The 19,971-nt window shown below is 52.0% G+C and carries 19 protein-coding genes and 1 tRNA gene; 5 read left to right on the top strand and 15 right to left on the bottom strand.

What is annotated here, in order from left to right; genetic code table 11:
* Window positions 1–160: 160 nt before the first annotated feature.
* From G3I67_RS13720 to tyrS, 7 genes are all read right to left on the bottom strand, one after another.
* A tRNA-Ser gene (locus G3I67_RS13720) sits at window positions 161–251 on the bottom strand.
* 118 nt (window positions 252–369) lie between these two features.
* Window positions 370–993 (bottom strand): riboflavin synthase, encoded by a 624-nt coding sequence (locus G3I67_RS13715; protein WP_163656094.1) that lies wholly within the window; start codon window positions 991–993, stop codon window positions 370–372.
* A gap of 61 nt (window positions 994–1,054) precedes the next feature.
* On the bottom strand, window positions 1,055–2,248 hold the full coding sequence (ribD, locus tag G3I67_RS13710) for a bifunctional diaminohydroxyphosphoribosylaminopyrimidine deaminase/5-amino-6-(5-phosphoribosylamino)uracil reductase RibD (protein WP_311197127.1): 1,194 nt from the start codon (window positions 2,246–2,248) through the stop codon (window positions 1,055–1,057).
* Window positions 2,245–2,718 (bottom strand): transcriptional regulator NrdR, encoded by a 474-nt coding sequence (gene nrdR / locus G3I67_RS13705; protein ID WP_163656093.1) that lies wholly within the window; start codon window positions 2,716–2,718, stop codon window positions 2,245–2,247. Before nrdR ends, ribD begins: the two co-directional genes overlap by 4 nt.
* 14 nt (window positions 2,719–2,732) lie before the next feature.
* On the bottom strand, window positions 2,733–3,977 hold the full coding sequence (gene glyA, locus G3I67_RS13700) for a serine hydroxymethyltransferase (protein WP_163656092.1): 1,245 nt from the start codon (window positions 3,975–3,977) through the stop codon (window positions 2,733–2,735).
* A gap of 68 nt (window positions 3,978–4,045) precedes the next feature.
* The gene (locus G3I67_RS13695; RefSeq protein WP_163656091.1) at window positions 4,046–4,678 is read right to left on the bottom strand and encodes a YbhB/YbcL family Raf kinase inhibitor-like protein; all 633 of its coding nucleotides are present in this window, start codon (window positions 4,676–4,678) and stop codon (window positions 4,046–4,048) included.
* Window positions 4,679–4,725: 47 nt separating this feature from the next.
* Window positions 4,726–5,946, bottom strand: a complete 1,221-nt coding sequence (gene tyrS / locus G3I67_RS13690; protein WP_163656090.1) for a tyrosine--tRNA ligase — start codon at window positions 5,944–5,946, stop codon at window positions 4,726–4,728.
* A 177-nt stretch (window positions 5,947–6,123) separates the two neighbouring features.
* Between tyrS and G3I67_RS13685 the strand changes: the two genes are divergently transcribed.
* A complete protein-coding gene (locus tag G3I67_RS13685; protein WP_163656089.1) occupies window positions 6,124–7,548 on the top strand; it encodes a M23 family metallopeptidase in 1,425 nt (474 codons plus the stop codon).
* 11 nt (window positions 7,549–7,559) lie between these two features.
* Entirely contained in the window at window positions 7,560–8,675 is a 1,116-nt protein-coding gene (locus G3I67_RS13680) for an anhydro-N-acetylmuramic acid kinase (RefSeq protein ID WP_375539326.1), read from the top strand.
* A 9-nt stretch (window positions 8,676–8,684) separates the two neighbouring features.
* On the opposite strand, the gene erpA is transcribed toward G3I67_RS13680, so the two are convergent.
* The 7 genes from erpA to pmbA form a co-directional block, all read right to left on the bottom strand.
* Window positions 8,685–9,053: an iron-sulfur cluster insertion protein ErpA gene (gene erpA, locus G3I67_RS13675; RefSeq protein ID WP_163656088.1), complete on the bottom strand. Its 369-nt coding sequence runs from the start codon at window positions 9,051–9,053 to the stop codon at window positions 8,685–8,687.
* 61 nt (window positions 9,054–9,114) lie between these two features.
* Window positions 9,115–9,783 (bottom strand): DUF6776 family protein, encoded by a 669-nt coding sequence (locus tag G3I67_RS13670; RefSeq protein WP_163656087.1) that lies wholly within the window; start codon window positions 9,781–9,783, stop codon window positions 9,115–9,117.
* Window positions 9,784–9,842: 59 nt separating this feature from the next.
* Window positions 9,843–10,904 carry an N-acetyl-gamma-glutamyl-phosphate reductase gene (argC, locus tag G3I67_RS13665; protein ID WP_163656086.1) on the bottom strand — a complete coding sequence of 354 codons (1,062 nt, stop codon included), beginning with the start codon at window positions 10,902–10,904 and terminating at the stop codon, window positions 9,843–9,845.
* Between the two features lie 179 nt (window positions 10,905–11,083).
* Window positions 11,084–11,476: a 30S ribosomal protein S9 gene (rpsI, locus tag G3I67_RS13660; RefSeq protein WP_163656085.1), complete on the bottom strand. Its 393-nt coding sequence runs from the start codon at window positions 11,474–11,476 to the stop codon at window positions 11,084–11,086.
* A gap of 9 nt (window positions 11,477–11,485) precedes the next feature.
* On the bottom strand, window positions 11,486–11,914 hold the full coding sequence (rplM, locus tag G3I67_RS13655) for a 50S ribosomal protein L13 (protein WP_163656084.1): 429 nt from the start codon (window positions 11,912–11,914) through the stop codon (window positions 11,486–11,488).
* A 226-nt stretch (window positions 11,915–12,140) separates the two neighbouring features.
* Window positions 12,141–13,244, bottom strand: a complete 1,104-nt coding sequence (locus G3I67_RS13650) for a TRAP transporter substrate-binding protein (RefSeq protein ID WP_163656083.1) — start codon at window positions 13,242–13,244, stop codon at window positions 12,141–12,143.
* 118 nt (window positions 13,245–13,362) lie between these two features.
* Complete coding sequence (gene pmbA / locus G3I67_RS13645) at window positions 13,363–14,730, bottom strand: metalloprotease PmbA (RefSeq protein WP_163656082.1); 1,368 nt, start codon at window positions 14,728–14,730, stop codon at window positions 13,363–13,365.
* Window positions 14,731–14,765: 35 nt separating this feature from the next.
* On the opposite strand from pmbA, the gene yjgA reads away from it, so the two are divergent.
* Together yjgA and G3I67_RS13635 are read left to right on the top strand one after the other, a co-directional pair.
* The gene (gene yjgA / locus G3I67_RS13640; protein ID WP_163656081.1) at window positions 14,766–15,356 is read left to right on the top strand and encodes a ribosome biogenesis factor YjgA; all 591 of its coding nucleotides are present in this window, start codon (window positions 14,766–14,768) and stop codon (window positions 15,354–15,356) included.
* Window positions 15,357–16,028: an alpha/beta hydrolase gene (locus tag G3I67_RS13635; RefSeq protein ID WP_163656080.1), complete on the top strand. Its 672-nt coding sequence runs from the start codon at window positions 15,357–15,359 to the stop codon at window positions 16,026–16,028. It abuts the gene before it with no gap.
* Here the strand turns inward: G3I67_RS13635 and G3I67_RS13630 are convergent.
* Window positions 16,025–18,475 carry a bifunctional acetate--CoA ligase family protein/GNAT family N-acetyltransferase gene (locus tag G3I67_RS13630; protein ID WP_163656107.1) on the bottom strand — a complete coding sequence of 817 codons (2,451 nt, stop codon included), beginning with the start codon at window positions 18,473–18,475 and terminating at the stop codon, window positions 16,025–16,027. The genes G3I67_RS13635 and G3I67_RS13630 overlap by 4 nt on opposite strands.
* Window positions 18,476–18,566: 91 nt before the next feature.
* Between G3I67_RS13630 and gltX the strand changes: the two genes are divergently transcribed.
* Window positions 18,567–19,970 carry a glutamate--tRNA ligase gene (gltX, locus tag G3I67_RS13625; protein WP_163656079.1) on the top strand — a complete coding sequence of 468 codons (1,404 nt, stop codon included), beginning with the start codon at window positions 18,567–18,569 and terminating at the stop codon, window positions 19,968–19,970.
* The last annotated feature ends 1 nt before the right edge of the window (window position 19,971 follow it).

Here is a 19,971-nt window from a genome sequence, read left to right as displayed (position 1 = left end):
TCCCGTAGGGCCTATGGCTTTAGGAATTTTGAAAATTACCGCTTGAGAGTCTTGGCTCACTGCGGTTGGAACGGCGTTTTTTACCGTGTTTGATGAGTACCCTTCCCCCGATAATGGGGAAGAGCCAACTGTTGATCCATGCGTCTTTTGAGGAAGCCGCTGGCGGACAGAGGGGGATTCGAACCCCCGATACGCTTTGAACGTATACACGCTTTCCAGGCGTGCGCCTTCAACCACTCGGCCACCTGTCCGTAAGCGTTTTACACAGATTCTGTAAAAACGCTAGCCCGCCATTCTAACAGACTCTTTAAAACCAGAAAATGCCGAATTGAACCCCGAAATTGGATGCCCTTGGCAAAATGACCCGATTCAAACGTTTTTCTGATAGCTCAGCATGCGCTGCACATAACGGGCAATGGTGTCCACCTCGAGATTGACTCGCTGCCCGGGCTTAAGATGCTTGAGGGTCGTGACCTGTATCGTATGAGGAATCAGGTTGATACTGAATCGAGTCCCGTCGACTACATCCTCGACTCGATTCACCGTCAAACTCACACCATTAACGGTGATGGAACCTTTGTACGCCAGAAATGCGCCAAGGCTAGAAGGCGCCTGAATCACAAGCTCCCACGATTCGCCGACAGCTTCGAACGTCACCACGGTACCCAAGCCGTCTACGTGACCCGAAACGATATGACCACCGATCTGATCGCCGACGCGCAGAGATTTTTCAAGATTCACTTCGCCTAGTTGGTCCAATCCCATGGTCAAACGAAGGCTTTCGCGTGATACATCAACCGAAAATCCTGATTCGTCCATGGACACGACCGTCATGCAGGCGCCTTGAATCGCAATCGAGTCACCCAGACCCACATCGCTCAAATCCAGACCACCCGCATTGACTTCAAGATGCACGCCGGCATTGGCTTTACCATCACCCAGAGGTTCGATTTTTTCGATGCGGCCGACTGCCGCGACAATGCCTGTAAACATATTACGCTTCCTTGTATGCAACAACGCAGAGTTAATGCAAAGATGTTTCGAATTGAATTGACTATGGAACGAGATGGATGCTTTTCATCAAAGTACGCCAATGCTCACTTACGCGTGCGCGCAAACGCACATCTGCCCCCAACAATTGAACATCAATAAAACTAAATCGATGCGCATCATCCAATTGCTGCAAAACAGGCACTTGCGCTATACCTTTACCCTGTCCAATAAGCATTGGCGCCATGTAAACAAGCAACTCGTCAATACAGTCGGCAGCAAGCAAAGCGCCATTCAAGCCTTCACCGGCCTCGACATGCACTTCATTATGGCCATTTGCTGCAAGCCATTGCATCATTGCCTGCATATCAACACGTGGGCGTGGTCGTGACGGTGTTGGTTCGCCCTCGGGAACATGCACCACTTGCACATTTCGGGCAATTAGTCGATCCGCTTTCGCATGATTAACTGTCGCAGTGAAAATATAAACCGGCTCGCCATCAATCAACGTGGCGTCTTCATTAATTTCAAAAGCTGGATCAATAACAGCACGCTTGGGTTGACGCGGGGTCGACACATGACGCACATTCAATCGCGGATTGTCGGTACGAATCGTTCCGATTCCAGTCAAGACAACACAACTGCGGGCGCGCCAATGATGCCCATCCGCTCGTGCCTGCGATCCAGTTATCCACTGCGACACCCCATTGCTCAAGGCAGTACGGCCATCCAGTGATGCGGCGGTTTTCATCCACACATACGGTACGCCTCTTGTCATGCGGGACACAAAACCGGGATTAATTTCAAGCGCGAGATCCGCGCATACGCCAACGGAAACAGCAATACCTGCCTCACGCAACGCACGCATACCCTGACCAGCCACATTGGGATTCGGATCGAAATGAGCAAAGACAACCCTGTCTGGTCTTGCCTCAATCAGGGCATTAACACATGGAGGCGTCCGGCCATGATGACTGCAAGGTTCGAGCGAGACATAAATTGTGGCGCCCTTCGCTGAATGACCACGATCTGCCATATCCTTTAACGCCATGACTTCGGCATGATGACTGCCCGCCTGCTGTGTCGCCCCTTTGCCGATAATTTGTCCATCACGAACGATGACGCAACCTACTCGCGGATTAGGTGACGGCACATATAGAACCGACTCGGCCAGAGCCAACGCCTGGCGCATAAAAAACACATCCTGCTCGGGATGATGCCCCAGATTTTCAGCGTATTGGAAAATATTTGAGTTCACGATTTACGACGAACGGCAGGAGGTCCCTGCATCTCACGAATCGCCTCGACAAACTCTCCGATGTCCTCAAAGCTCTTATAAACAGAAGCAAATCGTACATATGCGACTTTATCGAGTTTTTTAAGTTCGGCCATCACCAGCTCGCCGAGCGTTTCGGTTGACACCTCACGTTGACCACTCGTTAAAAGCTTTTCTTCGATACGCATCACTGTCGCATCCAGCTCTTCTGTACTAACGGGTCGCTTACGCAAAGCCAGAGCCAAACTAGCACGCAGCTTACCGGGATCGTACTCATGACGACTGGAATTACGCTTGACAATCGATGGCATGGCAAGCTCTGGCCGCTCATATGTCGTAAAACGTCTGTCACAAGCACTGCAACGGCGACGACGGCGGATGAAGTCGCCCTCATCCCCACCGCGCGAGTCAACTACTTGGGTATCAGGATGCCCACAGAAGGGACACTTCATCCGTCACTCCGTGATTAACGGTATACAGGCAAGGCCGAAGTCAATGCATCAACACGCGCACGAACAGAAGCAAGATTGGCCTCATCACGTGGATTGTCGAGCACGTCTGCAATCAAATTCCCGGTCAACTCGGCTTCCGCCTGTTTGAAGCCGCGAGTCGTCATGGCAGGCGTACCGAGGCGAATGCCACTTGTCACGAATGGCTTTTCTGGATCGTTTGGAATCGAGTTCTTATTGACAGTGATATGCGCTGCGCCAAGAGCAGCTTCAGCTTCCTTGCCGGTAATGCCTTTGGCACGCAAATCAACCAACATGACATGACTTTCGGTACGGCCGGAGACAATACGCAGCCCTCGCTTGACCAAGGTATTGGCTAGCGTCTGGGCATTGTCGACGACCTGCTGAGCATACGCCTTGAATTCAGGCTTGGATGCCTCCAGGAACGCAACTGCTTTGCCTGCGATCACATGCATGAGCGGGCCGCCCTGGATGCCGGGGAAAATAGCCGAATTGATGATTTTTTCATGTTCAGCCTTCATCATGATCACGCCACCACGAGGACCACGCAAGGATTTGTGGGTAGTGGAAGTGACAAAGTCGGCATGCGGTATCGGGTTGGGATACACACCACCAGCGACCAAACCTGCATAGTGAGCGATATCGACCATGAATAGCGCGCCATTTTCACGCGCGATGCGAGCAAGGCGCTCAAAATCCATGCGCAAGGAATAGGCTGAGGCTCCGGCAACAATCAGTTTCGGTTTTTGAGTTTTGGCTAACTCTTCCACCTTGTTGTAGTCGAGCTCTTCCTTTGCATCGAGTCCGTACTGATGAAAGTTATACAGCTTGCCTGAAGCGTTAACTGATGCACCATGCGTAAGATGACCGCCCTCGGCCAAACTCATGCCCAAAACAGAATCACCGGGCTTTAAGACTGCCGTGTACACACCCTGATTCGCCTGAGAACCCGAATTGGGCTGTACGTTGGCGGCCTCGGCCCCAAACAAGGCCTTCAGACGATCAATGGCCAATTGCTCAACGATATCCACATATTCACAACCGCCGTAATAACGCTTGCCCGGGTAGCCTTCGGCATATTTATTAGTCAGTTGCGTCCCTTGGGCCTGCATGACGGCCGGACTGGCATAGTTCTCGGAAGCGATAAGCTCGATATGTTGTTCCTGGCGTTTATCTTCTTTCTGGATAGCGGCCCAAAGATCCGGATCAACGCGGTCGAGGGTGAGTTTGCGATCAAACATGGATTGTCCTGGCGAAATGGATGCAGAATTGAACTCGATATTGTACTCGTCGGAAGGATCAGCGCCTCTTAAGCCTTGGCAAGGGCGGGATTCAAAGTGTAGATCCCCGTTATCGCGGCTTTAGCGAGAACATGCCCCTCAATAGCCTTGATGACCTGAGGTCCATTGAAATGTCCATCAAGCGCAATCCTTTCAATGTCCAGCGCATAAAGCGTGAACACATAGTGATGAAGAATCGAATCATTCCAGGGCGGACATGGGCCGTCGTAACCAAAATAATCACCGCTCATATCCCGATCCGAAGCAAACCATGCCGTATAGTCGTTGATCCCCTGGCGCGTGCCATTGGCGGCAATCGGCCCCCCTTTACCGCGGGGACTGATACCGCTGGAGTACCCCCCCTCAGAAATGGAGCGTGTCGATGCGTCAATATCGACGAGTACCCAGTGGTAAAAATCGATGCGAGGTAGTGTTGACGGAATTTCGCACCCTTCCTGATTAACATCGTCCGGGCGGCTAGGTACATCCACGTCATGACAAATCAACACGAATGACTTTGTTCCTGCAGGCACATCGTCCCAGCTGAAATGCGGATTCATGTTATCGGACAAGGCCACATGCATCTGCTTGTCAATCTTGCCAAAGGCATAGCGCGCCGGAATAAAAGACTGGTCAGTGAAAGAGGTGCTGGTAAGTTTCATGCCGACTCCATTTACAAAGTTAAACCTGAATCGTTCAATCAGAATATTTAAACCAATGTCACACGAGCGAACTTACGTTTTCCGACTTGCAAAACGTACGTGCCAGCGGATAACTGCAACGCTTTGTCTTCAATCTTGTTGCCATCAATACGTACACCACCCTGCTCGATATTACGCTGAGCTTCCGCACCGGATGAAGCCAGACTGGCCTCGCGCAACAGTTTGAGGATACCGATTGGCGCACCTTGAATCTTTATTTCCGGCATATCGTCCGGGATTGCGCCATCACGGAAGCGCGCTTCGAAACTAGCCAGCGCCGCCTCAGCAGCTTGCCTTGAATGAAAACGCGTGATGATTTCTTGCGCCAGCATCACCTTTGCATCGCGTGGATTGCGCCCTGCTTGCACCTCGGCACGTAACGCAGCAATCTCTTCGAGGCTCTTGAACGAGAGTAACTCGTAATAACGCCACATAAGCGTATCAGATACTGACATCAGTTTGCCGAACATCGAGTCAGGCGCTTCGCCAATTCCGATGTAATTATTTTTGGATTTGGACATCTTTTCGACGCCATCTGTACCTTCAAGCAAAGGCATGGTCAAAATGCATTGAGGCTCCTGACCATATTCCTTCTGAAGTTCGCGACCAACCAGCAAGTTGAATTTCTGATCGGTACCGCCAAGCTCGATATCCGACTTAAGCGCGACTGAGTCGTATCCCTGCATCAATGGGTAGAGGAACTCATGAACTGAAATGGGCACGCCACTTTTAAAGCGCTTAGTGAAATCATCCCGTTCCATCATGCGCGCAACGGTGTAGCGAGAGGCCAACTGAATCATGCCCCGCGCCCCTAGCGGATCGCACCATTCACTGTTGTATCGGATCTCGGTACGAGCCGGATCGAGCACCATGCTGGCTTGAGCGTAATATGTTTTCGCGTTTTCTTCGATTTGCTCGCGAGTTAGGGGTGGACGGGTTGTGTTGCGTCCCGATGGATCGCCGATCATGGACGTAAAGTCGCCAATCAGAAAAATGACAGTATGACCAAGATCCTGCAACTGGCGCATCTTGTTGAGCACAACGGTATGACCCAAATGAATATCGGGGGCAGTTGGATCCAATCCGAGCTTGACACGCAGTGGCACGCCTGTCGCGTGCGATCGGGCCAGCTTCTGGGCAAATTCGGACTGAACCAGCAACTCATCGCAGCCGCGAAGCGCAACTCGCAAGTTAGACTCAACTTCGGGTGTGATAGCGTATTTTGACATCTTCTTAACAATACTTAGATTAAAAATGCAATAAAATTAATAAAAAACAGTGCTTAAGTCGACCAAATCGACTAAAATTGTTGTTGTTATACATCATACGCAAACTCTCGTTGACCTGCCACGATATACCTTTTGGTTAACGTAGGGATTCAGCTTGTTTCACAGGATTTTCGCTTAATGAGCCAACAGAACGATCTGGCCCCAAGCAAGGCTCGTGCCTTGTCAGGCCTCTTCCACTCTGCTGATCGCAACCCAAGCCGCAGTTTGTTGCGTAGTGCACTGATTATATTGTCGCTTGCCTTTGGCATCGGAGCCGCAGCTCTGGGCATGGTGCAACCAACAGAAAACTCAATCACTCCTCCGGAACAAAAACTTGTTCAGCAAGTCGTTCCTATGCAGTTGCCGGTTGAACCTGTTGCCGACTTCAGCGTCAGTACCGATACTGATCAGCCATTCATTCATGAAACTCGCATTCGCTCGGGTGATTCGCTTGCTTCGATACTCAAACGACTTGATGTATCGGACAACGAGCTCCTGTCCTACATGACTCGCGATCAAAAAGCTCGGGCCTTCTACAAACTCTATCCGGGCCGCACGGTTCAGGCGGCAACTAACGAGTCCGGACGACTGTTGTGGATACGCTATTTTCACACTCCCGGCAATGAGTCTGATGGAAAAACAGTCTCCAGAAGCCTCAAAATTTCGACGACAGATAACGGATTCAAGACTGAAGAAGTCGAACAACTGACCGAAACGAATACCGCGGTCGCAATCGGTACCATCGAGCGATCCTTGTTTGCGGCAACCGACACTGCTGGCGTTCCGGACGCTATCACGTCTCAAATGGCTGAGATCCTGGGCAGCAAGATCGACTTTTTGCGTGGATTACGCCGTGGCGATCGATTTCGCGTCGTATACGAAACCAAAACGAGTGAAGGCCGTCCGGCCGGTACGGGTCGCGTTCTGGCGCTTGAATTTGTAAACCAGGGAAAAATCCACAGCGCCGCTTGGTTTAGCCCTGACGGTGTATCCGGCAGCTACTACAACCTGGATGGCGAAAATCTTCGTGGCGCCTTCTTGCGCAACTCGATCAAATTTTCTCGAGTCAGCTCAACGTTTGGAATGCGAACGATCGCCGGACATCAAGGCTGGTCGGGGCATCACCCAGGAGTCGACTATTCTGCTCCAACAGGTACACCGATCCATGCCACCGCTGACGGCACGATTGATTATGTAGGCTGGAAAAATGGATATGGCAATACCATCATCATTAAACATCACAGTAAAATCTCGACTCTTTATGCGCATCAGAGCCGCTTTGCTGATGGCATCACTGTAGGCACAAAAGTTTCACAGGGACAATTGATCGGCTATGTCGGATCTACCGGCTGGTCGACAGGATCACACCTACATTACGAGTTTCGTGTAGCCGATAAGCCTATAGACCCGCTATCGGCGGTCGCCATGCCTGCATCCATGCCTCTGAACACAGAGCAACGTGCACTCTTCGCCCAGTACATTGGTCCGATCAAACAGCAGCTTCAGGTTCTGGCAAACTTCCAGGAAGCCTCTCCCGACGCCACCAATATCGCCAGTCGCTAAAACGGTGAAAAATCTTGGCAGACACCTACTACATTGGGTTGATGTCTGGCACCAGTCTGGATGGTATAGACGGTGTACTTGCCCGATTTGACGCCTCGGGCAAACCCGAGGTTCTAGCTCGTTCAGAACTGGCTTTGCCCTTAGCGTTGCGTACCGAGCTTCTTTCCCTGAATCAAGCCGGCTCCGATGAGCTGGCCCGCAGTGCCCTGGCAGCCAACACCCTTGCAAAACTATCTGCGAATGTCGTTCAAGATGTGCTTCGCATTGCAAAAATGCAAGCCCACCAAATCAGCGCAATTGGCTCTCACGGCCAAACGGTCAGACATCAACCGGGCTTGGGCTATACCATTCAGCTTAACGCTCCGGCTCTGTTAGCCGAGTTAACAGACATAACAGTCATCGCAGACTTTAGAAGTCGAGATATCGCAGCCGGTGGACAAGGCGCCCCGCTCGTACCATTTTTTCATGCCGGCGTATTCCAATCAGGCTCAACCCGCGTTGTATTAAATCTTGGTGGAATTGCAAACATCACTGTACTGCAACCCGGTCACCATCCCGTTGGTTTTGACACTGGGCCGGCAAATGTACTGATGGACGGATGGTGCATGAAACATACCGGCCAGTTTTTTGACCGTGACGGCGCATGGGGTGCAACCGGTAATGTTCACAGTCGACTGCTGTCACACTTGATTGACTCAGAGCCCTGGTTTTCCTTACCCGCCCCAAAATCAACCGGCAGGGATTTATTTCATGAAGTTTGGCTTGAGACCAGACTAAATGAGATTGAATCATCAGGCGAAAAAATTTCGGTAACAGACGTTCAGGCCACACTCTGTGCGCTCACGGCCGAAACAATTACTCGGGCAATTCAAACTTATGCTCCGAACTTAACTGATCTGCTGGTATGCGGTGGCGGTGCGCGCAACAATCAGATGCTGAACGCACTTCGGACAAGACTGAATTGCCCAGTCACGACTACAGAAGTAGTGGGAATAGGCACCCAGGATGTGGAGGCACTTGCATTCGCTTGGCTAGCTTGGGCGCATCAAAATCGTATTTCCGTGACTGACACTGGAGTCACGGGTACACGCGGCCCACGCATTCTTGGCGCCACATGGCCAAGATAATCTGACAGATCAAACAGAGAAGGATGAGCCGCAACCGCACGTTGTTGTGGCGTTCGGGTTGCGAATCACGAACTGCGACCCTTCAATATCTTCTTTGTAGTCGATTTCGGCACCGACAAGGTACTGAAAGCTCATTGGATCCACCAGTAAAGCCACACCATTTTTTTCAAGTGTGGTGTCGTCTTCGTTCACATCTTCGTCAAAGGTAAATCCGTATTGAAATCCCGAACATCCTCCGCCCTGAACGAATACGCGCAGCTTCAGATTGTCGTTGCCCTCTTCGATTAAAAGGTCTTTGACTTTAGTGGCCGCGGCATCAGTAAAGATGATCGCAGCAGGTGGAGCCTGAAGATCAACTGTTTCGGTGATGGTGCTCATGATTTGACTTCCTGTAATACTTGACTGTATTTATCAAGTATATAGCAAGTTACCCACCGAATTAAAGATCAACCCTTTTACTTGCATGGACAATTGATCCTTTCAGTACTCTAACCGTCACATGTTTAGGTACAAATCCCGGAGGAACCCCCAACACTCCTTCACTTCGCTGAAACCGATCAAAATCCAACCTCAACCCTTCACCAAACGGCTGAGCCAGTGTGTCTGTATGTTGTTTCGATTCAATCTGGTCACCGGATTGATTTATCCTAAGCTGCGTTAAAACAAGAGACTGGGTATCGTTGAATCCTTCGAGACTACCGGTGGCAACAAACTGCAACACCCCTGAAAACCTGCTGCCGGACTGACCGCTGCGCATAAGCAATACTCGAAATGAAATAGCGTCATCCTGAAGATTCAAATCGATCGCGCGCAGGCCAACCACGCCTGAAGGGGCTGGCGGTATAAGCTGTTCGTAAAACACCAATTGCTCTTGTGTATCACTCAGCTCACCTCGTAACTGCGAAAGGCTTTTTTCCAAAGCAATACGACTAGCGCGCTCGATAAATAAATCCGCACGAGTCTGTCCGAGCTGCGATCTCATAAACTTGATACGCGCATCAAACTCGCCTTTCAAATAATCGGATTTGGCGCGCTCCTGACGCAACTGAAGCATCACCTGGTCTTTATCTGGATATCCTGCAATAAAAATCCCAAGCGATACCCCCACGCAAGTTATCGACAATCCCGCCAAACATCTGCCAACAACTTGTCGTCTCAACGACTCCGTCAAGGAAGAATCGCGACCTGATTGAGTCCGGTCGTCTCCGGCAAGCCGAACATTAGATTCATGTTCTGGATTGCCTGGCCTGACGCACCCTTAACCAGGTTGTCCTGTATGACCAGAATGATTAGTTTGTCGCCATTACCCGGTCTCTGAACCGAAATGCGCAGCGTATTGGATGCACGAACAGAACGTGTTTCAGGCAAACTACCCGCGGGCATAACATCGACAAAAGCCTCATTGGCATAACGTGCCTCGAACAAAGCCTGAAAATCAACATGATGGGCCTCGGGCAAGATGCGGGCATAGATTGTGCTGAACATACCCCGGATCATGGGTACCAAATGCGGCACAAACGTCAAACCCACATCAGATCCGGCTAATTTATCCAGCTGCTCTTTAATTTCCGGATGATGACGATGACCAGCTACGCCATAAGCTTTGAAATTATCACCCGCCTCTGAAAACAAACTACCCACTTCTGCTTTGCGTCCTGCTCCGCTTACGCCTGACTTTGCATCCGCAACAATATCGGTGGTATCTATCAAGGGCGCACCACCAAGCAAGGGTGCCAGCCCAAGAAGAATCGTGGTTGGGTAACATCCGGGGTTACCGATCACGCGTGCTTTTGCGATCTTCTGCCGATTCAGTTCAACTAACCCGTAAGCTGACTCTGCCAAAACATCGGGACAGCTGTGCGGCATTTTGTACCACTTTTCAAAAACAGCCGTGTCTTGCAAGCGAAAATCCGCGGCAAGATCAATCACACGCACACCGGCGGCCAACAACTCGTGAGCCTGCGCCATCGCTACGCCATGAGGAGTCGCGAAAAATACGACATCGCAATCAGTCAGCCGTGCTTTATCGGGAGAGGAAAAGGCCAATTTGACGTGGCCACGCAGATTAGGATACATCTCAGCTACAGGCATACCGTCTTCCTTACGCGACGTAATTGCCGTCAACTCTACGTTAGGGTGCTGAGAAAGCATCCGCAAAAGCTCTACACCGGTATAACCGGTGCCGCCCACGATACCAACCTTGATACGTTTTGTTGCGGTGCTTGTCATGTTAGGGCTCCTGATTTGCTGCGACAGCCACGGGCTGATTAAAAATGAATAAACGATCAATTATCACATGTGATAAATGACATAGGTATGCGCAAAAGTACTGCCAATGCAAAAAAGGCCGCAACAGCGGCCTTTTTTGCATTGGCCTGTAAAAAAACCAGGCCCTGTCGTATCGCGAATTAACGCTTGCTGAACTGCTTGCGACGACGCGCCTTGTGGAAACCGACTTTCTTACGTTCGACTTCACGGGCATCGCGGGTAACAAAGCCTGCGTTCGACAACGATGACTTCAGCGTTGCATCGTAATCGATCAAGGCACGGGTAATACCGTGACGCACAGCACCAGCCTGACCGCTTTCGCCGCCGCCATGGACGTTGATATGGAAATCAAACGAAGCGAGATGACCTGTCAGCTCGAGCGGCTGACGAACAACCATGCGACCTGTTTCGCGGGCAAAATATTCGTCAACGGGCTTACCGTTCACAACGATCTTACCTGCACCTTTTTTCATGAACACGCGAGCCACCGAAGTCTTGCGGCGGCCGGTTCCGTAATTCCAATTACCGATCATGGCCTATCCTTAAATTTCGAGGGGCTGGGGCTGTTGAGCCGAATGCGGATGTTCTGCACCTGCATAGACCTTCAGCTTTTTAATCATCGCATAACCCAAAGGACCTTTGGGCAACATACCCTTGACGGCCTTCTGGATCGCGCGACCCGGGAAACGCTCTTGCAGTTTGGCGAAATTGGTTTCGCGAATACCGCCCGGATATGTCGTGTGACGGAAATACTTCTTGTCTTGCGTCTTGTTACCGGTAACGACGATATCGGCTGCGTTGATGATGACGATGTAATCGCCGGTATCAACGTGAGGCGTGAATTCAGGTTTGTGCTTACCGCGCAGACGGTGTGCGACTTCGCTGGCCACACGACCGAGGACTTTGCCCTTCGCGTCAATCACGAACCAGTCACGCTTGACTTCATGCGGCTTGGCCACAAATGTCTTCATGATTGGATCCTAATAAAAAACCTTGCCGGGACCATCCCAGCCAGGCCCCTAGACAGAATAAGCATCCTGGCCAAAGCGTTATTAACCGCCCGTGCAAAGATTCCTGTTTAGGGAAAGCCCTCGATTCTACAATAAAAAACGGATGCTATCCAGTTTGGTAGCATCCGTGAGGGTTTAAACCTTGATTTTTAGGCAGTATTTGAAAAGTTTCGCCTAAAACTCAGGATTACTTGCGATTAAGCTGGCCTAACTTGGCACTAATGAACTGTTCGTAAGTCAGTTCCGAAACACGGAACCAATCCACAAGCTGGTTGCGCCAAGACATGTAGTTTTCGTAAATGGCCTTGAAGCGCGGATTTTTGGCGGCAAATTCACCATATACGACCAGCGATGCATCCCACGACGCATCCAGAACCGCACGGGGGAACACGCGCAACTGCGTTCCCTGGGCGAGCAGACGCTTCATGGCGGTCGAATTCAAATTGTCATAACGGGCAGTCATCGATATGGTCGTCGCACGCGTGGCCGCATCGATAATTACCTGGTAGCTTTTAGGCAGTTTTTGGTATTCGCCCTGATTCACATACAACGAGGTCTGGGCACCACCTTCCCACCAACCAGGGGTGTAGTAGTACTTCGCAACCTTGGCAAAGCCAAGTTTTTCGTCATCATAGGGGCCAACAAATTCGACTGCATCCAGTGTGCCTTTTTCAAGGGCCGGATAAATATCCCCGCCAGCCAACTGTTGCGGCACCACCCCCAAGCGCGACAATACTTCTCCGGCAAAACCGGCAGTACGCATCTTCAAGCCTTTCAAGTCCTCAACCGTCTTGATTTCCTTGCGATACCAACCGCCCATTTGAGCTCCGGTATTACCTAGAGGGAAGTTGACGATGCTGTAGTCCTTGTACAGATCACGCATCATCTTCATTCCATCGCCTTCCCACATCCAGGCGTTCATCTGACGTGCGGTCAAACCAAATGGTACGGCCGTATCAAAACAGAGTGAGGGATCTTTACCGTAGTAGTAATAACCGCTGGAATGCCCCATCTCGACCGTATTTTTTTGAACAGCATCCAGTACCTGCAAGGCGGGAACAATTTCACCACCGGGGAAAATGCGGATATTGAACTTGCCGTTGGTCGCTTCACTCACGTACTTGGCGAACTGCTCGCTGCCACCATAAAGTGTGTCCAGACTGCGCGTAAAGCTTGAAGCCATCCTCCAGTTCAGGGTAGGCGCATCCTGTGCGAAAACGGGGGCGGCAACAGCGGCGCCACCGGCAACCGCGCCCATACTTGCTTTTTTGAGGAACGAACGACGTTGCATTCAAAATCTCCTTGCTCAGTTGTTTCGGGCAACACACCCGGATTTATAGGATGAACACTCGGATATTACACCCCCACGCCGCGAATCCGCAGGGAAGAAATGCATCGTTTTCACCTAGTTAGGTACCCGCAATGGACATACTTTCGATCAAAATCGAGCCGGTTGTTTTACTGCCTCGCGTAATAACATCCGAACCAATCGCGACGATCTGGCGGAACATGTCATTCAGATTGCCTGCTATCGTGATTTCTTCCACCGCATGTTGAATCTGACCATTTTCAACCCAGTATCCGAAAGCACCGCGCGAATAATCCCCTGTTACATAATTCACGCCCTGCCCCATCAATTCGGTCACAAATAGTCCGGTGCCCAATTTTTTCAGCATGGCCGGCAAATTATCGGTTCGCTTGGTGAGGGAAGATGTCATCAGCAGGTTATGCGAGCCACCCGAATTTCCGGTTGTTTTCATTCCGAGCTTTCGCGCGGTGTAGGTCGACAGGAAATACCCCTGCAATACGCCTGCACTGACAACATCCCGGGCAGATGTACGAACACCTTCGTCATCAAATGGCGCGCTTCCCATTGCGCCTTGAATAGCAGGGTCCTCGGCGATGTTGATGTGCGACGGAAAAATTTCGCGGCCTAATGAATCCAGCAAAAAACTTGCCTGCCGATAAAGCGCACCACCACTGACAGCCTGAGTCAAGGCGCCCAGCAATCCCAGCGCAACAGGCGCTTCGAACAAAACCGGAAAATGTCCGGTCGATATTCGTCTTGCCGACAATCTGGACAACGCGCGCTCTGCCGCGTATCGGCCAAGCTCGGTTGGATTGGCCAGACGATTCGCTCGTCGGTCACTGCTATACCAATAATCGCGATGCATGTTGTGCCCTCGACCTGCAATTGGCGCAACGGACAACCCATGCCTGGAAAAGGCGTATCCATCCAGAAAGCCCCGGGTATTACCAAGGATGAAGTGGCCTTCGTGCGTATCCACCGTCGCGCCCTCGGTATTGGTAATTCTTTTATCGGTCGCCAGTGCGGCGCGCTCAGCCTCAATGGCGATTTCGCCGGCTTGCTCGACACTCACCGCCCAAGGGTAATGCAATTGCAAGGTGTTTTTAACTCCGATAGCAAGCAAATCCTTATCAGGCAAACCCGCAGCAGGATCTTCCGCGGTAAACCGCGCGATATGCCATGCTGCCTCAACGGTTTGACGCAATGCATCGGGCGTAAAATCCGATGTTGAAGCAGATCCGCGTTTTTGACCGGCGAACACCGTGATATCCATCGATCGGTCTCTGGTTTGCTCGACGGTCTCGACCTGCCCCTTTCGCACGGATACCGCAAGCCCCTGTCCCTCGGAAACCTCGGCAGCGGCATCGCTCGCGCCAAGACTAAGGGCATGATCAAGTGCCTGAGTGACCAGATCTTCGAAAATCGGTCGATTTTTAGCAATAGGTAGAAAAGAAGTTGAAGTAGCCATGTTGGTCCATTTTCGTGAAGCTTTATCATATCGCTATGAGAAACGAAATTCCTGAAACCGAAGACGACGAGTTCGATCCGTACGACGGACGCCCCAGCAAATCCCAAATCAAACGTGAAATGCATGCGCTTTTGGATCTGGGCAAAGAACTGGTTGAATTGTCTCCCGAGCGGCTCAAGCAGCTGCCCTTGTCCGAGAGGCTCTATGAAGCCATACGCCTAGCTCAACGCACGCCAAGCCGAGAAGGACTGCGACGTCAGGTGCACTATGTCGGCAAGTTGATGCGCGATGCGCCTGCCGACGAAATCCGAACTCAACTCGAAACATGGAAGCATGGCTCGCGCGAACAGACTCAATCGATGCACCGGCTGGAAAGTCTGCGCGACAAGCTGCTAAAAGACGATCAATCGCTCACCACTCTACTTGAAAAATATCCGCACGCGGATATTCAGCAGTTGCGCACATTGATTCGAGCCGGACGAAAGGAACTGACAGCCAACGCCGAATTAAGACCGGGCCAAGAGCCTCAACGCAAGCATTATCGGGCACTATTCCAAGCGCTTAAATCTTTGCAGGAACAAAGTGCGCAAGACACGCAGACAGACACAAACTCGGAAGACATTTGAATGAATCAGCCCCTACTACCAAGCATTGAAATCGAAACAGGCCCCAATCCACGTCATAGCGTCATTTGGTTGCATGGGCTTGGAGCTGACGGCAATGACTTCGCTCCTATCGTGCCGGAACTCCGGCTACCTGCAAATCTACCTGTGAGATTCGTGTTTCCGCATGCCCCGGTTCAACCGGTAACGATTAACGGTGGCATGGCTATGCGAGCCTGGTACGATATTCTGGTACCCAATTTGGTCCGCGTCGAGGATGAAAAAGGCATTCGAATTTCCGAGCAAGGCGTTCGTGCATTGATTGACCAAGAAATTAGCCGCGGGATCGCATCGGATCGAATTGTTCTGGCAGGCTTTTCCCAAGGCTGTGCGATGACGCTGCACACGGGTCTGCGCGCCCCCTACAAACTTGCCGGCCTCATGGCGCTGTCCGGCTATCTGCCTTTGATCGACATGGTTGAAAAAGAACTTCATCCGGTCAATATCGATACGCCCGTTTTCATGGCGCACGGATCCTTCGACCCGGTTGTAACAATCGATCGGGCAGAAGCCTCACTGAAAAAAATGACTGATCTAGGCTTCAAAGTTCAATGGCACACCTACCCGATGCCTCATTCGGTTTGTCCGGATGAAATCGACGACATAAGCGCATTTCTGCGCAGCGTTCTGATCTAAGAAGCATCCAATCGAAGCCAGACCCGGCGCATCGTATGGTCTTCAGGGTCCGGGTCATTTGTAAAACCCAGGCCAGTCATCAATGCCAGCATGGGCTTATTATCGGCTAACACCACGCCATCGATATATTCAAGCCCCTGTTCGGCCGCAGCTTCAATCAACTTGCTCATCAACTGGACGCCAAGCTTGCGCCTTTGCCAGTTGTCGCCAATCACAAGCGCGTATTCGGCCCCTCGACCATCTGGATGGCGCAAATAATGCGCAAGACCAATTACCGTCTCAACCGGCAAGCCGCGATTGGCCGGATTGGGTATCCATGTTGTCGCGACAAGCGCAAGCTCGCGGTGATAATCGATTTGGGTATAGCGGGCAAGCATGCGCGGGGTTAATTCACGCATCATTGAAACAAACCGCATATAGCGTGACCGATCCGACAAGTCTCTGATGAATGTTTGCAAGGCCTGCGCGTCTTCGGGGCGAATCGGCCGTAAGGTCCACTTTCGACCATCTTCAAATTGCTTATGCTGAACCCAGTTTGATGGGTAGGGATGGATTGCCATGTGCATATAGCCCGTGGCCTGCGGATGCGTCGCCTGGGGGTCCGCACGCAGTTTCACCCTGACCTGGCTGGTATAAAGCATCCTGCTATTTGCGCATAACGGATCAATCTTGATCTGCGCGATGTCGGGTAACTCTGTGATCAGGTCGGATATTCTTTCCAGCGTCACCAACAGGTTTTCATATACGTTCGGCGTCATATGGCCTGCAAGCATCTTCTTCCAGATGGTGCTTCGATGAACCAAGCGACGAGCCAGAAACCCGTTTAGCGGAGGTAGGTCGATCGCCTCGTCAAGTGCCATCAGGCAAGCTGCTGGTCCCCCCACTCCAAAACGGATAACAGGTCCGAAACGACGATCCAACGTCACTTCCAGTGCCATTGGCACCAAATGCAAAAGATCCCGCTCATCTGCGCCCGCATCAAGATGCAATGGCAGATGGAACGCCGAGAATAAGGAAAAGACCTCCGGCTGGGACAATTCATCTCGACCTTGCGCCCTCGCAAGCCCTAGCATCGCCTTTACGCCATTCAGATCCGGAAGTTTGCCCACAGGCTCGGGTGGTTGCATCTGCAAAAGCAACTGCTGGTTGTAATGATAACTAGCCAAGGCGCCGAAACCATATGCGGCCGATTCCGGTGTTCTAAACGATGCGGCGCCGGCATCATCTAGTCGTCTGCGCAACGGTCGCATGTCAGCGTCACCCATGAAGCATGTAATCACGGGTTTGCGTGCACGCGGCGCGATCCGGACCAATTCGGTTGTGACCTCATCGAGCTCTGCCCTTGCATCAGGCGTAAGCAACACCAATACCCCATCGATTCCCGAATCATCCACCAGGCACTCAAGCATTGCTCTCATCAACCCCGGAGTCAATGCTTGTCTGGTGACAACGGGATTGACCGCCTTCGCTCCCGGCTCAAGCAGCTTGCCAAGTATGCGACGAGTCTCGGGGGAAAGCTCCGCCTGGACAATATGAGCGGCACCGCCTTCGATCATGTCAAAAGCCATCTGGGGTGGTCCACTGCCATTGGACAAAATTGCAAGCCGACTTCCTTGTGGTCGTCGTGCGTAACTCAACACCTTCAACGCCGAGAACAATTGAAGAAAATAGCGCACGCGTACTGCACCCGCGCGCCTAAGTGCGGCATCGAACACCGCATCTTCAAGTGCAGTGTCCTGGCCCCTGCCCACTTTCAATACAATCACTGGCTTGACGCTGGCGGCTGCGCGCAACGCGCTCATGAACTCCCGACCGTGGTCGATTTCTTCCAGATACAGCACGATGCTGTCAGTTCGCGGATCGCTTGCCAAATAATCCAGCGCCTGAGGCAATCGCGTCACGGTTTCGTCACCCAACGCTACCATGCTCGAAAAGCCGAGATGCGCGTCTTCAGCCCAATCGATAAGCGCCGCGGCAATCGCACGGGACTGGGAAACGACAGCCAAACGCCCGCTCCTGGCAAGATTGGGGTGCTGTGACAGATTCAAACTTGCATGCGGACGCTGCACGCCCGCATTTGGTCCCAGCAGGGCGCAGCCTTGCACCGCCGCCCAGCGCCGGCAAAAATCGCCAGTGCGAGTCGGATAGGCATCCACAACCTCATGGGGGAGCAAAATAACCGAACGAGGCCGCAATGGCGTGATCGAAGTTAACGTCTGAGGGATGACAGAAGGCGGAACACAGATCAGGACTAAATCGACCCGATCTCCCGTTTGGACGCCATTCAGGACCTGCGGCACATCAATCGAGCGACCGTAAACGCAATCGACCACCGTGACTCGCGATCGCATTTCCGAAGTCAGTGATTGCATAACCGGCAGTGTTCGATCCGCAACGACCAATAGGCTTTGCGGCTCGAATAACGGATCAAATGCATGGCGCAACATCATCTCGGAGGCGCTCTCAACTAAAATACACCCATCTTAACAACGAACTCTTGATTTAAAGACAATTTTTATCAAGCATCTGGCTTCATCAATGACTTCATCCAAGCAACCCGTACGGACCCGATTCGCACCCTCGCCCACCGGCTTTCTTCATCTGGGAGGTGCGCGCACTGCCCTGTTCTCATGGGCTTACGCCCGTCATTTTGGCGGAACATTCATCTTGAGGGTCGAAGATACCGACCTTGAGCGATCGACACCGGAAGCGGTCCAAGCCATTCTGGACGGAATGGCCTGGCTGGGGCTGACCCCGGATGAAGGCCCGTTCTTTCAGATGCAACACATGGATCGCTACAGGGAAGTTGTTGCAGGGATGGTCAAGGCCGGTACCGCCTACTATTGCTACAGCTCGCCTGAAGAAGTGGATGCCATGCGTGAACTGGCAAGATCAAAGGGGCAAAAGCCGCGATATGACGGTACTTGGCGCCCTGAACCCGGAAAAATCCTCCCCCCCATTCCTCAGGGACGTCGCCCGGTTGTGCGCTTCAAGAGCCCTCAAGATGGCGTGACCTCCTGGATCGACATGGTCAAAGGACCGATCAGTTTCGATAATACCGAGCTCGATGATCTAGTGATTGCCCGTCCTGACGGCACGCCAACATACAATTTCTGCGTTGTCGTAGATGACTGGGATATGCGAATCACGCATGTATTGCGTGGCGACGATCATGTCAACAACACACCTCGACAAATCACTATTTTGCGTGCGCTTGGCGCTCCGGTTCCAGAGTATGGCCACGTGCCGATGATTCTCGGACCGGACGGCGAAAAGCTTTCCAAGCGCCACGGAGCTGTCAGCGTCATGGAATACGACAAGGAAGGCTACCTACCGGAAGGGATGATCAACTATCTGGCGCGGCTAGGCTGGAGTCATGGCGATGACGAACTTTTCACCCGCGAACAGCTTGTCGAGTGGTTTGATCCTCAACACTTATCCAAATCCGCGGCGCAATGGGATCCTAAAAAATTGAACTGGGTCAATGCGCATTACATCAAACACAGTGATGATGCGGCCCTTGCCCGGGCAGTCGCGCCACGCATCTTGACGCGTGGCGGCCACCCCGATCGCGCTGATCTCGTCCGAGTCGCTGGTTTATTGAAAGACCGCGCCGAAACGCTCGAACAGCTTGCGGATGGAGCAATGCTGTTCTGTGGAGATTTTTCCGGACCGACGGCCGAACTGGCGGAACAGCACCTGACTCAAACAGCTCGAAACGCATTAAGGGACTTTGCCATTCAGGCCGCCGAATTAACATGGACCCGAGAGGCAATCTCGGCACTGATTAAAACGATACTGGCCAGCCACTCTCTCAAGATGCCTCAACTAGCCATTCCTTTGCGGGTAGCAGTGGCTGGCACCACCCAGACCCCCGCGATCGACGCGGTTCTTGAAATACTGGGGCGCGACGTAGTGCTGGCAAGATTGGCTAGCATCTGAG

Origin of the sequence: Sheuella amnicola, assembly GCF_010499255.1 — a bacterium.
Lineage (GTDB): Bacteria > Pseudomonadota > Gammaproteobacteria > Burkholderiales > Burkholderiaceae_B > Zwartia > Zwartia amnicola.
The sequence above is the reverse complement of the archived record's forward strand: the minus strand, read 5'-3'. Positions and strand labels throughout refer to the sequence as shown.